Origin of the sequence: Fontibacter flavus (assembly GCF_042432905.1) — a bacterium.
GTDB classification, from domain to species: Bacteria; Bacteroidota; Bacteroidia; order Cytophagales; family Cyclobacteriaceae; genus Fontibacter; species Fontibacter flavus.
Genome location: NZ_JBHLWI010000043.1, coordinates 1 through 14,760 on the forward strand (window position 1 = coordinate 1; position 14,760 = coordinate 14,760).

The window sequence follows — 14,760 nt, forward strand, 5'->3', positions numbered from 1 at the left end:
TAGTCGACCAGTATTATACGTGTCAAGGAAAAAATCTAATCAAAAATCCCCAATCATGACTTTAGATTTTCAAAATCAAAAAATTGCAGCATAAAAAAGGCTGCCCTTTTCGGACAGCCCCTAAAAAATGAATTTGAGGTTTTAATAGTAAGTGCCTACCCAAAGTATTTTGGAGGGATCTTTCACATTGCTGACGCTTACTTTAGAAGGAAAGGATGCCCTGATATTGGGATCTGTTTCATACACTTCTTCTATGGTGTATTCTACCCAATTGAAGCCTTTTTTCAATTCAATATCAAAACTGTATTCGGTTTCAACCTCTTCATCATCGGAAACATAGACACTGCTATTGCAGGTCATATTTACCTTTAAATCCTCTGCTACATACATCACTTCATAAAAAGACCCTTTTATGGCATTGTTATAGCCTGAGTCTTCTATCCAAGGCCTTAGTCCTTCATCAGAAACCAAAAAAACGGTACCTGCCCAATCCCCACTCTTGGTCATTCTGACAAAATCCTGTCTAGCTGCCAGTTTTTCTGCATTTTCTCCAAAAGCTTCAGCATTATTACAGTTAAAGTAAAAGTTAAAATAAAGAGGGCCCATAGACATAGACATATTCTCCTCCGGGATATTGTCCAAGTTTATATTTTCAAGGTTTGCAGTAAATTGCCCCTTTTTATCAACCGACCCAATTGAAATAGGATAATCCATCCCAAATAGCATCAGGACCAAGTCCATATCTGCTTTCTCATGGTTTTTGACTGTACCTGTGATTTCTTGGGCATCTGCCCAAAAGAAAGCGCACATAAAACAAAGCGTTAATAAAGCTTTCATAATTTACATTTGATTATTGGTAATACTTTAAAAGTTTCAATGGTCAAATTTATTTGATTTCCCTCCCTAGGTATATCAAAATTGTATCATATGATATCACTGATGTAACAAAGCGGGAAAATCTATAAAAGTCTGACTTGTTGAGTTGCACCAACTTTTATGAACAGGGATACCCATTATCTGTCCTATCCATCATGCTGATCAATTGTGCCACTCCTCCCATAATCTTCTGAGGTCGGCCCACCATGCCTCCATGTATAAACCAGGCCACATGACATGCCCGCATCTGCAAGGCCAACATGACTTCTTCTTCCATATTTGTGGTATCCATCGTTTCCAGTGCATGTGCAGCGATGGCATATAATTTCATCAGGATAATTCCATAAGCTGCATAATTGATCCCAGCACCTTCATCTTCTCCAAGCTTCTCGGCATATCCCTGTAAGACATGGTGTATGTCATCATATTTGGTATATACCTGATCCTTTCCTCCACCTGTCATATCGGGTAAAATCCCATAGAGCTCGCCCGTATTTTGATGGATTTGCCAGAATGCCTGGGTCTGCATTTGCCTGTCAAAAATCTTGAAAGTATTATTTCCCCTAAAAATCCTTTCATACCAAAATCCCGCATCTTCGCCTTCCCTTAATCGCGCCTTAAACCAATCCTGATCTTTGGCTTCAGTATCACTTATCAGCTGGGCATCTTTCAAGAGTTCCAAAGTACTTTCTTGATAATAGGACTTTTCAAGTACCGCCATTTGGGCTGTTTTGGTCATATTGACACGGAAGGCCTCCTCAGTATCCTCTGCCATGGTGACAAATTTCCCTGTGGGTAAAAAGTCAAAACTTGAAGTAGAGGAATCCTTACCCACTCCCATAGACCTTTTGAAAATGACCATTCTGGGCCCTGAAGCAAAAGTCAGGGATTTTTGGGTCACAGCATCATTCAGTGGTGCAAGCAAGTGAACCAACATTGGGTCAAAACCGAAACTTTGATTGTGGGATTCGGATATGGCTTTCTCCACATCCTTTTCATTGATAGCATCAATCCATTTTTTCTTACTTAATCGGTATTGAAATAGATCACTTAAAGCCGCAGAGTAGGTTGGCCCCTCTCCTTCGATTCCGATCAAAATGGATCCCAACATCTGATTTCTCACCGCTTCGAAATGATCTTGTCGAGGCTCTGCTTTACTTTCGGTTACCGGATCCCAACCTGCCAAAACCCGCTTAACTTCCTGATTGCCTATTTTCACTGTAAGATAAAGACCTATGATCTTCTGCCCTACGGGACTTTCATTACTTCCAATTTCGGAAAACTGAAACTCTTGACTTTCATTCAACCTTTTTTGATCCATGCTGACTTTGACCTCATGGACTTCTAATGGACCCGCAGCATAATAAGTGAAAACGTAGGGAGAAATGTTCATGCCTTGAATATGATCCAAAATCTTCCCAAGGGTGACCTCCTGATCTTTGGCATCCAAAACGGTACCGCCAGTCAAATTAGCCATGTTTTCAAAGGAAACTTTTCGATGCCTCTCATTGGAATTATACACGTTTAAGACCATTGCAGGTGGACCTGCTGCAAAAATTGCTTTGTAGCTTTCCTGCAGCTCATCCCCATTATCTCCATCTGTAGCAAAAATAATCAGGTCATGGGATGTTTTAGAGGCTTTCATCAGCCAGGTATACAGGTTTGAATCCGTTGCCCAAGATTGGATCTGTGCCGCAGGATAGTGATCCAAAATACTTTTTTCGAGGTTTTCCAGAAATTGCGCCATCTTTTCCCCAAAGTAATCTTTTGGCATACTGAGTGAGGTATCATACAGGACCAATATCCTTGGTGTCCGTCTATTGGCTTCCATGAGGGCCTGCACATCCCTGCCATTATCCTGAATCTGGAAATCTCCGGCGCCAAGTCCTTCTACCAACTCACCATTTTGGTCTTTGGCCACAACCTCCAGTTTCACCAAAGGAAAGGCTGCAGGTATGGCTTTCACTTCCAAACCCTGCACCTTTTTGACCAGTTCAGGATCAGCATTGGAAAGCAAAGAAAAATTACCGATTTTGGGAAGTTCACCGGAAACATCGATAACCCTTCCTTCTAGCGTGATCGGGTTTCCAAAAACGGAGCGCTGTTCCATCTCTTCCCAAGTATGCTCGAATGATTGATAGGTCAATGCAGGCGTGAAAGTTCTCAAACTTCCAATATTGGTCTGTGCCTGTTCCTTGAGATTCAGACCATGAAAAAAGGACAGTTGTAACTGCTTTCCGATCAGCTGTTCAACAGGCCAATCCTTCTCAACCAGCAAATGTTCTTTTCGGGGCTCAATGCCTTCTCTGAAAGTCACTTTGACCTGTACCTTATCACCCGAAAAAGTAGCTTCTCCAGCTTCCGCAAGCTGATTGGAACTTCTCAGTTGTCCAAATGGAACTGTAGGGTCAAAAAGGTGTGCGTATTTGGTTTCTCCATTCCATTCGAAAGAGACAGCAGGTGTTCTGTAATTATCCCAACGGAAATCAAAATTCTGGTATCGGATTTTTTCTTTTTCGGGAAGTAATTCCCAAAGCTTATCTGCTAAATCCTTGCTTTCCTTTCCGTTCTCATCCACAAAACTCAGTTCCTGTTTTGGTAAATTGCCATTGAGAACCTTCTCCCAATTCTTGTATTGGGTTTCAGAAATCGCTGGTTCTGCCTTTCTTTCAACAGGTCTGAAAAATAAAGAAGGCACCTCTTCAGTTTTGAAATCTGTCCTTTCAAAAACCACTTTAGAAGTAATCCCAGCCTGCTGAAACATTTGATTCAATAACTCAGCTTTTTCCCTTGGGGTGGCAAAACCATCCCTCAACACCCCATTGATGCCATATCGTATTGCCGTCCCCATCCCTCTGAGGGAAGAAGCTGAAGGAGGAACCAAGTTGATTTCATCCCTTACGAAATTGAACATGGCTTCAGGATCCTTTCCTGCTATAAGATTTTCTATCCTTTTCGGTAAATAATCAGGACTTTGCTGAATCGCCTGCAGCATTTCTTCCCATACCCCAAAAACATCCTCTGATTTCCCATTGGCTTCTATGGCGTTTGAACAAGATGGTAATAAGGTAGATATCCCTGAAAAAAAGCCCATAAGCGCCAATTGCTTGAGAAAATCCCTTCTGGAGTTTTCATTGTTGGTATCATGATCAGTATAAGAAGTGCTGGAATCCGGCATAGCTTATTCAAAAAGTTTAAGGATTTAAAACGCGTTGCTGGTATTTAACAGTGTATTTTCCGTATGACTCATTTGTGGTTGCAGATCTAAATTCAATCTCAGTAACCATTCCATTAGAATCGATTTTATTTACCGAGTTTCTAATGAATTCAATTCCCTGCCAGCTGTTTTTAATTTGAGTTATTTGCTTTGAAGCAAATAAGTAATAGTTTAAGATATTGGGTAAAAGATGGAAATTCAGTTTGCTGTTTACATAATTAAAAGCACCTTTTCCACCTGAATATTTTATTTCATTGAAATCCCCATTGTCTATCAAATCAAGATCCTTGTCAAACTTTATAGTAAATTGGATTTCAGGATTTTCCACATTGGTAACATTCATTATTCCGGTAGATTCATTAAAATCTACAGAGTAGTTTCTCGGAGAACTATTAGATAAGATATGTTCATAGCTTACCAATTGATTGTTTTGGTAGGTGAAATTGGTGATACGATCATTCAATCCATCGCTGTCACCAAAGCGATTTTGGACGGTCTTGATGATTTGACCAGAATTATTATAGGTAAAAAATATATTATCTGCCTTAAATCCTGTAGCATCTGATTGAATGATGGCTTGCAATTTATTCGCATCGTCATAAATAAAATCAAAACTATAATTCACAGTAGTTTCATTTGGCTTGAAATAACTGATTGTTTCAGGAAAAAAACCGACTTCAGGTCCATCCTCAGTAGTTTCCTCATCTTTGTCAAATAAGGAACAGGAACTGATGGTTAAAAACGCAATAATGAAGTAGGTCAATTTTGTCAAAGAAGATTTCATGATTGATATTTTAGGCAGTTTTATAAATTTTTAAACAACTCCAGGTACTTCTCTCCTAAAACCGGAACCGGTTCCATTTTCCCATTGACGGCTTTGATCAGTCCAACTATCCAAAGGAAGAAGAGGAGAAACATTCCTACGATATAGACCAGCCAGCCAACTATGGGAATCAAGCTGATGGCAGCCAAAACAAGCCCGGTAATCATGAGACCAAGAGACTGCTTGATATGGTAGGTGGCAAATGGATATTTCTTTTCATTATTCATCACGAAGGCTATGACCAATCCTATGATGGTGATATAAGCCAAAATGGCTTCTGTTTTACCTTCTGTTTGCTGGGTTATTTCCTGTTCTTGCATATTCTAATCTTTTTTTTAAAATCAATCCTTCAAATCATCATCTTCAGGCCTTACCTGAAAGACCAGTCTCTCAAGGTTCAGTCTTCTGTTGCCATTGAAATTGTATAGCTTGAGTGCCTTGACTTCTCCTTTCAAAAGACCTCCTTCACGCCATACTTTGACATAACTATTCGTATTTTCAAAAGTATAGAATGATATATAGTCAACACTTTCTTCACCGTTCCAGTAACTTACAATCGCATGGTCCGGGTAATTGAGCAATTGATTGATGTAAGGGGTTCTGTACTCCTTATCCAAGGCCCAGGGCTTGGAATCTTTGGATTTGATAGTGATGGAAATTACATCTGAACTGCGAGGATGATCGTCCGGAGGATAAAAATTAATGGTAATCAAAGGATCCATCTGAACCCCTGTAATGGCAACATAGGCATCAAAATCATCTGTAAGGGGCGAATTGGCAGAGGATACACCCACGTATTTGCTTTCATCATAAACCATTTCTCCTTTTATATCACCCGAGAAAACTGCTTCGAATCTTTCCGGGTCTTTTATAGTTGGATTCGGTTCGTCCTTATCACAGGCTATAAAAACTGAGCATACTAAAAATAAACTGAATATCTTTTTCATCTTTCTATTGGTTAACATTATCTGACATTTACTTGTAATTCTACTGGTTCATAGGCCACGCATTCCATGATGCCACTGGTATTTTTCTTTTTCTTGGTATTCTTATTATCGATGAATTCCATATACATCATCAGGCCGTTTTGATACTCTGATTGCAAAGAGCGTAGTTCAGCCGGTATGGTATTGGGGCCGGATCCAAAGGCTTCGTTATTGAAAGTCACTGGCATGTCCATGGCCATATACATGATAAAGGTATGGTCCTCACTTTCCATTTTTCGGCCTATACAATCGTAGCCCAAGAATTCCTTATTGGGTAATTCTGTGATGGTATAATTATCGTAATTAAAATTATTGTCCTCTCCTTCATCCAATTCTTCCCCTATATCCAGAGAGGTGGCTATCGCTTGGTCGTTGATAAAATTGACCATTACTTTATTTTCTTCGTCCATCACCATAAAAAAATCCATTCCGGCGTCCATTTTAATCCCCATATAAGAGGCCGACTCATTGAGGTAATAATCAATCGTCATATCCCCTTCTGAAGTATTGATTTTCAGGGCATACCTGTATTGAAATGAATAGGAATCCGGTAAGGAGGCTGTATCAACAGGTTTCCCTATTTTACCAGCTCCCATCCCTTTAAAATTAGGGTTCAGGATTTTATCCATGGCATTCTCGGTTACCTGACCAGCCTTATCAGCAGTTTTGAATTCAACGACTTCTTTTGTTCTTTCTTCCACCTTTTTCTTTAGGTCTTTTAAAAATTGGGCATCCGCCTGATTGCCCATCATCACGATGGTGCATACAAATAGCAATATTTTTTTCATGGTGAGTTTATTTTAATTGTTTCTCAAATCTCATCAGGAATGCAGAAAAAGGATGAAAGAGATGTATCAAAAGATGGTACTGTGGTAACATCACAAAAAAAACCTGCCCAAAATCGCTTCTGAGCAGGTTGAAAAATATGTACATTCAATTAAAAATAAGTTTCACTTCCAACTAGTATCATTTTACCACAAAGACAATACTGGCCGGTCCAATTTTTCCATCAGGAACCAGCTCTCTTTCCCTATCCCCAACCCAGGTAGCGACCGGAACCATTTCCAACATGATCTCATATTTTCCTATTGGCAAAGGACGTTCTGCCTTGGGATCATGAAGGCTAGATAAAGGCACATCCCCCACATGTTTTTGTAAGGCTGGAATCACATCAAAGGCTTCGATAGGAACAAAAATATCTCCAGGTAAAAAGAGATCTCCAGGAAGCCATGGCCATCCTTTTCTTGTACTGGTATGGATGGTCTTCCCATCTCTTTTCACCGTTGTTTTTAAGTCAAAAAGCACAATCCCCCTACTGCCCATACCATCTGCCTTGTAGGAAAAACTGACTTTATACTTTCCTTCCTTAAAACTCTTAAATAGATCTACCGGTACTACTTCTTTGATGACACCATCCCTTGGAAAACCTGTAACGGCCATTTTCCCCTCGATTCTTTGTCCAAATACCGCAGTTGCGCTCAGTACAATCATCATGCATAAAATTCCTGTAATTTTTCTCATTTTTATTTTGTTTAGGTTGATAATTAAGATGTTACAAAGCCAGCTTGGCCGATAAACTCCCAAAGCTCCTGCATGGCTGTTTTTTGGCCTCTGATTAGCAGGATGAACCGCTTTTGGTAGACAAATTCTATCTCTGCATAGCTGTCGAAAGTATTCTCCTTTTCTCTTACCCGAACCCCTTCTTTTTCGAAGATCCGCGTGTATCCAATGGTATTTTTTTCTTCAAAATCCATTTTCAGGCGCTGTTCGGCTGCATTCACCATGATGGCCCCGGTAGTACCGGCCCCATCGGTAATTTCTATGGAAATGGATTTTTCTGAACCTGGAAAATGCTGGTAGATCCCCTGAATGCCTACAAATCCCAAAGATTCTGTATGCCCGGACATCATTTTCGTCCTACTGAAAAGCCCTATTTTCTCAGGCAACAAATCTTTTAATTTCTCATTGCTCAAGGGAATTTCCCTTTCCAACCCTTGAAAAGTTTTACTTGAAGAATCCCGGGGTCCGTTTGGAGGCGCCAAACTCCCCTGAAGCACTCCAACAGGAGTAGAAATTGTGTCCCGTATCTTTTTGTTGTCACGGTTACAGGCCATAACACCCAAAAAGACAATCATGAAGCTCCATATCTGTATTTTTTTCGACATTTGCAGTCTTCTTAAATTTTGGAAGGGTCAAGGAGTTCAGTAAAACCCCAGAGTTCTTCAGCTGTAGTTTTTTCTCCTGAAATGATGAAATAAAATCTCTTGTCCAAAGCGAATTCCAACATCGAAGATCCACTTTGCAGCATCTCTTTTTGAAAGACTTTTACGCCGTTTCTTTCATAAACTTTGATGTATCCCTGGGCATTGCTTTCTTCATATTCCTTCCCCAATTTCATCTCCAATAGGGCAAATACTGCAGGACCCAAATTCCCTGCCCCATCTAGAAATTCCAGATAAATTGATTTCTTGGGATCATTAGGCACCCTGTATGTCATACTGATCCTTGAATCCTCCCCATTCTCTATAAAGGAGTCCGGATCAAGTTGGTATTCCTTATATTGTGTTGGCAGCCAGGCTTTGATTTCTTCAATGGAATGTGGATTTCCTATTTTTGGTTCTTCACCTTTATTCTGCTTAGCAGCAGCTTTCAGGATCATGTCCTTGGTTTGGTTAATCTTATCCATTTTACTTTCACCATCGTTGGTCTCCTTTTGGGAACATGCTGAAAAACTGATCGCGATCAGACATGGCAACAACAATCTTATTTTCTTTCTCATATACTGGTTTATTTAAATTTTTCTTTGTCAGATTAGGCCATTCCACATTCCTTTTGACAGCAAATGGCCATTTGTCTCATCTTTTCCTAAGTCTCGAAAACTTTACTTTTACTCTGGAAAATCATGGTCTACAACCACATCTACAGCAACAAAGAGCTTATCCAGGGACAAGTCATGCCCGGTCAAGGTCACATGATAGCGTTGGTCTTTGATGAATTCGATTTCTGAATCCATTTTATCTTGGTCTTTTTTCAGGATGCTTTTTGCCAAAACCCTGTTTCCTTTATAGGTCATCGTGGAGGCCTGAATTTCTTCCGAGCTTTCGCTGAGATCCATTTCAAGCATTTTAAAGACAGCATTGACATGTTGAAATTGGTGGTGACCGGCACCATCTATCACTTGTAAAACAACATGAGGCCTATCCGAGTCCTCGGAGTTGGAATACACTGCATAGACACCTTTCAGTCCTGGGTAAGACCTACTGTTGCGCATAGGAAAACCGATCAATTGATCAGGAATCATCTGTAGATAATCCCCATCGTTGAGCAGCTCTTTCTCCATCAATTTCATCAGCCAAGTTGTTTCTTGATTGCTTATCTCTTCACTTACCTGTTCCAATGTTGTCCCTTTGTCCTTTCCGCATGAAGCGGACAAAAGAGCCAAAATCAAAACAGCAGAAAAAGGAAGGCAAATAGCACTGAACAAATGGGAAAAGTTCAAAGGGTTTGAAGGCTTCAACATAGATAAAGTGGATTTTGAGTAAGCAAGCTATAAATCCCTTGAGCCATTCTATATCAACAATGTATCGAAGCATATCACAGATGTAACATGATTAAAAAAACGATTTCTTAATATTTTAAAATTTGGCCGATTATCCATTTATTTGAATAAACCAAAACACCATAACTAATTATATTCGAAAGATTTCATTATATTCAAAATATAATTCTTCTTCACCCCATCTGACTTAAAACTATGAAAAGCACTTTTTTTGATGGTTTGCTTACTTTGATGATCTGCTTGAGCTTTACAGCATTCATGTTGCTGTTGACTCATCCACTTTTCTCCCAATCAGGCCTGAGCTTTAGGCAGCTTTCGGTGAATGATGGCCTTTCCCAAAATTCAGCAATCTCCGTCACCCAAGATCAGGATGGTTATTTGTGGATTGCGACACAGGAAGGGCTCAACCGATATGATGGGTTTGAGTTTGTGGTGTACAACAAAAAATTCCTCGATATCACCGAAGAAAAAAGGCTCTTGCTCGGAAAAGTTTTTGCAGATTCCAAAAACAGGATTTGGATTATTCCTGAAACTTCAACACCTGAGTTACTCAACAGAGAAAAAGATGAATTTGAAGCCATAGAGGGCATCAAAGCAGCAAACTGCATTTTTGAAGACAGGCGGTCTACTATTTATTTTGGTACGCTATCCGGACAGCTTTATGCATGGAATGAACAGTTGAAAAAAGCAGAATTGGTATGGACAGATCCGGCCAAAGAATTTGCCGCAATCAGCCAATATGACCAAAAACATCTCCTGATCACTTTTAAAAATGGAATTGCATTGTTCAATACTGAAAACTTACAGGTAAGCTCTTTGCTGGAAACAGGAATCGATGTGGGTTTCTCAACGGCCAAGGTGGACCATGAAGGTTTGATTTGGATAGGAACCTTAAACAGTGGAGTTTGGACTTATGATGTGAAGGAAAAATCGGGAAAGCCTCATTCCAAAGAAATCAAGGGAAAACAGCCTACCGGGAATATGGTGTTGGATATCTTTATTGACTCCCAAAACCGGATCTGGGCAGCTACTTATGGGGCCGGCATCGCATTGATTGATAAGACCAATGCTGACATTACTTATTACCAATTCAGCAAACAAAACCCTAGATCATTACACTATAATGATATCCTCTGCATTTTTGAAGATTATACGGGTACACTGTGGTTTGGGTCCGATGGTGCCGGTTTGAGTTTTTATGACGCCTATTTGGAAAAATTCAATTTTTTCCACAATCAGCAGGTCCCTGAAAACATCCATATCGATGTCATCCGGGCAATTTATGTGGATGAATTTGACCAGGTTTGGCTGGGGACTTCCGGAAAAGGTCTGACCAAGTATGATCCGAAAAACAATACCTGGAAAACTTTCACCCACAATTCAAACGACCCCAACAGCATATCCAGCAATAGGGTCATGAGTTTGGAAGGCGACCGCAATGGCAATTTATGGATAGGATATCAGGATGAGGGGCTGAGCCTAATGAACATCAGTACTGGCAAATTCACCCATTATCACGAACAATCCTCTGTCAGGTTACCAGGTTCGACCATCTGGAAAATCCATAGAGACAGCCAAAACAGATTTTGGTTGGGTACCAGAAACAGTGGTCTGATTCAGTTTGACCCCAAACAAGGCGTGATGGCTCATTTTGTTCATGAACCTGATCAGCCCCAAAACAGTCTTCCTGACAATAATGTAAGGACCATCTTGGAGTCGGGAAAAGATGAATTATGGATAGGTACTGAAAATCAAGGAATTGCCAAACTCAACCTTTCCACTGGAAAATTCCAGCAAATCCGACATCAACCCGACAATCCCGAATCATTGAGCAGCAACAATATCAAGTCGCTGCATTTGGCTCAAGGCAATATATTGTGGGTTGGTACTAACGGTGCGGGCCTAAACAGGCTGGATTTGAACAGCATGGAAGTTGACCTCATCAATACCGCTACGGGTTTATCCAATGATGTGGTTTATGGAATTCTTCCTGATAATGCTGGTAACTTATGGCTGAGCTCCAACAAAGGCATCACCAAAGTCGAGACAAACAAAAATAAAGACGGCAGCTTTACTATCACCAATTATTCCAATTATGATGGCCTGGCCACAGAGTTCAATACCGGTGCTTATTTCAAAACCGATAAAGGCACCTTGTATTTTGGAAGCCTCGAAGGTTTTTATTGGTTCAATTCAGAAGACATTGCGCTGAATGACATTCAGCCTAAAACGGTCATTTCAGATTTTTTTGTGTTCAACCGAAAGGTGAAAATCAGCCCTAACTTGACATTAAAACATAATGAGAACACCATCACCATCAATATGGCAAGTTTGGTATTCTCCTCCCCTGGCAAAAACGAATTCCAGTACAGATTGGATAAGCATGATGAAAACTGGATTAATTCAGGATCCAACCACCAAGCCAGGTACACGAATTTATCACCGGGAGATTATACCTTCTATGCCAAATCCAGTAATTATGACGGCATTTGGTCAGTGGAACCTGTTGGAATAAGTTTTACGATTTTACCGCCATGGTACCTGACCTGGTGGGCATATCTCATCTATGCATTTATTCTAGCTTTGGCTTTGATTTGGGTTTACCAATACCTTAAATGGCGCTGGCAAATGCAGTTCAACCTGAAAATGAAGGATGATGAAGCCCAAAGACTGAAGGAAATTGATGAATTCAAGACGAATTTTTTCACCAATATTTCCCATGAATTCCGGACTCCGCTGACGCTTATTGCCGGCCCTGTGGAAAGGTTGATCAGTCAGTCCGAAAATCCCATTGTCAAATCCCAGTTGAACCTAGTCAAACAAAATTCCCAAAGACTCCTGAATCTGGTAGACCAACTTTTGGAAGTCACCAAGATCAAATCCGGAAAACATCAACTAAGGGTACAAAAAGGGAATTTGGGATTGCTGATCCAGTCCATTGTCTCCAATTTCTTCTATCTGGCTGCTGAAAAAGATATGCGGATCATACCAGCGGTCCCATTGATGACCGAGGTATGGTTTGACAGTGACAAAATTGAAAAGATCCTCAGCAATCTCCTTCAAAATGCCATCAAATATGGCAAAACGGGGACAGATATTGAGGTTAGCAGTTCCCTCAAAGGAAATCACCTGCATTTGAAGGTGACCAACACAAGCGTCCAAAAGTACAGTCCTGAAGAAATCACCCATCTTTTTGATAAATTCTATAAGCCTGATCTGAAATCTGAGGGCTTCGGAATTGGCTTGCCTTTGATCAAAGACCTGGTGGAACTCAATCATGGTAAAATAAAACTGAATGTCGATGAAAGCAAGAAACTTTTTGCTGTAAGCATTCGATTGCCAATTGATAAATTTTCATTTCGACCTGAGGAGGTCATGGAAGAGGAAGAAAAAGAACTTCAATTAACTTCATTGAAATCCGCTCCAAAAAACGATACCGCTCCATTGGTCCTGGTCATCGAGGATAATGAAGAAGTCAGGACTTTTATTTCTAACGAACTCCTTCCCTATTACCAAGTGCTGGAAGCTGCAGATGGGAAAGAAGGACTTTATCAGGCCTTTAAAAAGATACCTGACCTGATCATTTCCGATGTGATGATGCCTGACATAGATGGCATAAACCTATGTGAAACCCTCAAAAAGGATGAAAAAACATCCCATATCCCCATCATTCTCCTTACTGCAAAGTCAGAGGAAGCAGATAAAATCAAAGGGCTGGAAGTAGGTGCAGATGATTATGTCCTGAAACCATTCTCCACCAAACAGCTCCTGATCAGAATTGAAAAACTCATAGAGTTGAGAAAAAATCTGAGGATCAGGTATTCTGGCAAAACACAAATTTCCCCGAATGAGATTGCTGTGACCTCAACAGATGAGAAGTTTCTGGAAAAAATCCAGAAGATAGTAGACGAAGACTTGGCAGATAGTAATTTTACAGTAGAAGAATTCTGTAAAAAACTGGGCATGAGCCGTATGCAGCTGCACAGAAAACTGACTGCGCTTACCGGACTTTCCACTACTGCCTTCATAAGGGATCAAAGGTTAAGACTTGCTATCCAGCGACTGGAAAAATCAGGGGAATCCATTTCAGAAATTGCCTATGCTGTTGGCTTCAGTTCACCTTCCTATTTCATCAAATGCTTCAAAGAGACTTATCAGATGACCCCAAATGAATATTTGGCAAGTGAGAAATAGCAATCAGAATTTCCATCCCATCCTTAAATCCATGTGTTCAGCGACATGCCCATGAGCTTTTAATCCTATTCCCATAAAAAACTGGTTCATGATATTATAATTCAGCACATAACGCTGATAAAAAATGTATTCGTTGTAACCTACTGGTTTATGAATGTACATTGCCATTCTCTGACTGAAATCAATCTTCCCAAATAAGAAATGATGGGATATAAATGGTGCCGGCATTAGGGCTTCTATTCTGCTGTTTTCAACTTCCAGTGAAAAATCCTTGTTGAGTTCCAACCCAGCCCCAAATCCATTGATATTGGTCAAAGGTTTAATCCCTGCAAAAACTAGTGAAATATTGGGTTCTCTACCATCTTGGCCTTGCTGGGTTGAAAAACCGCTTTCGAGATAATAGATGGGCTTTTTGGAAATTACTTCCTTCTCATAGTTTGGCAATGGATTATTTTGAAAATACCGAACCAATCCAAGACCTGCCATCGGGTAATTTATTCCCTTGTTAGGCTGACGCTGTCCACCATTGGAAATATGGTTATAAGAAAATGACATTTGCATACCCCAATCTGTAGCAATACTATATTCCAATTTTGGTGTAAGGTATATCAGGAAACTAATCGGTGCGCTGAAAAAGATGTTTTCTGGATTGGAAACTTCATTGTAAACTTTATTCAGGTAACTTACCCCTATGCTGGACAAAAGGCTGAAAGTCCATTTTTCGTTTTTCCAGAGAATGGGTTCGAAGGTACCTGTCAGACTGCTAGCTGAACCAATGATCTCTGGATTTCCGAAATTATGATACGAAAACTGTAGTCCCAAATAATGAAAACAAAAACAATTCTCCCAGTTTTTCTTGTCAGTTTTGAGATTTTGATAGTGAATTGAAAATCCAAATGGATCTGTTTGTGATATTCTTGTTAGATCTTGTGAATGTGGGATGATAAATCCATAATTACCTTCCAGACCAAGCCTTTTTACATTTTGTGCAAAAAGATAGGTATGAAACAAACATAATGAAAACAAAAAAAAGATCTTTTTCATTACTTTATAGTCTATTCTAAAAGCAAAAACTAATTACAATTCAAATACAAACTACAGCAAG

General features: G+C 40.0%; 12 protein-coding genes. 1 reads left to right on the forward strand and 11 read right to left on the reverse strand.

Features of this window, described 5'->3' with window-relative positions; translation table 11 throughout:
• Positions 1-141 precede the first annotated feature (141 nt).
• The 10 genes from ACFFIP_RS15505 to ACFFIP_RS15550 form a co-directional block, all read right to left on the reverse strand.
• Positions 142-837 (reverse strand): hypothetical protein, encoded by a 696-nt coding sequence (locus tag ACFFIP_RS15505; RefSeq protein WP_382388609.1) that lies wholly within the window; start codon positions 835-837, stop codon positions 142-144.
• 157 nt (positions 838-994) lie between these two features.
• A complete protein-coding gene (locus ACFFIP_RS15510; protein WP_382388610.1) occupies positions 995-4,054 on the reverse strand; it encodes a vWA domain-containing protein in 3,060 nt (1,019 codons plus the stop codon).
• 16 nt (positions 4,055-4,070) lie between these two features.
• On the reverse strand, positions 4,071-4,877 hold the full coding sequence (locus ACFFIP_RS15515; RefSeq protein WP_382388611.1) for a hypothetical protein: 807 nt from the start codon (positions 4,875-4,877) through the stop codon (positions 4,071-4,073).
• Positions 4,878-4,897: 20 nt separating this feature from the next.
• Positions 4,898-5,236: a DUF4870 domain-containing protein gene (locus ACFFIP_RS15520; RefSeq protein ID WP_382388612.1), complete on the reverse strand. Its 339-nt coding sequence runs from the start codon at positions 5,234-5,236 to the stop codon at positions 4,898-4,900.
• 21 nt (positions 5,237-5,257) lie between these two features.
• The gene (locus ACFFIP_RS15525) at positions 5,258-5,863 is read right to left on the reverse strand and encodes a hypothetical protein (protein ID WP_382388613.1); all 606 of its coding nucleotides are present in this window, start codon (positions 5,861-5,863) and stop codon (positions 5,258-5,260) included.
• Positions 5,864-5,880: 17 nt separating this feature from the next.
• Positions 5,881-6,690, reverse strand: a complete 810-nt coding sequence (locus ACFFIP_RS15530; protein ID WP_382388614.1) for a DUF4412 domain-containing protein — start codon at positions 6,688-6,690, stop codon at positions 5,881-5,883.
• Positions 6,691-6,868: 178 nt separating this feature from the next.
• On the reverse strand, positions 6,869-7,423 hold the full coding sequence (locus tag ACFFIP_RS15535; protein ID WP_382388615.1) for a hypothetical protein: 555 nt from the start codon (positions 7,421-7,423) through the stop codon (positions 6,869-6,871).
• A gap of 23 nt (positions 7,424-7,446) precedes the next feature.
• Complete coding sequence (locus tag ACFFIP_RS15540) at positions 7,447-8,067, reverse strand: hypothetical protein (protein ID WP_382388616.1); 621 nt, start codon at positions 8,065-8,067, stop codon at positions 7,447-7,449.
• Between the two features lie 11 nt (positions 8,068-8,078).
• Entirely contained in the window at positions 8,079-8,681 is a 603-nt protein-coding gene (locus ACFFIP_RS15545) for a hypothetical protein (RefSeq protein WP_382388617.1), read from the reverse strand.
• 108 nt (positions 8,682-8,789) lie between these two features.
• Positions 8,790-9,422 carry a hypothetical protein gene (locus tag ACFFIP_RS15550; protein ID WP_382388618.1) on the reverse strand — a complete coding sequence of 211 codons (633 nt, stop codon included), beginning with the start codon at positions 9,420-9,422 and terminating at the stop codon, positions 8,790-8,792.
• Positions 9,423-9,656: 234 nt separating this feature from the next.
• On the opposite strand from ACFFIP_RS15550, the gene ACFFIP_RS15555 reads away from it, so the two are divergent.
• Positions 9,657-13,655, forward strand: coding sequence for a hybrid sensor histidine kinase/response regulator transcription factor (locus ACFFIP_RS15555; RefSeq protein WP_382388619.1), 3,999 nt, complete (start codon positions 9,657-9,659; stop codon positions 13,653-13,655).
• 3 nt (positions 13,656-13,658) lie between these two features.
• On the opposite strand, the gene ACFFIP_RS15560 is transcribed toward ACFFIP_RS15555, so the two are convergent.
• Positions 13,659-14,699, reverse strand: coding sequence for an acyloxyacyl hydrolase (locus ACFFIP_RS15560; protein WP_382388620.1), 1,041 nt, complete (start codon positions 14,697-14,699; stop codon positions 13,659-13,661).
• Positions 14,700-14,760 lie beyond the last annotated feature (61 nt).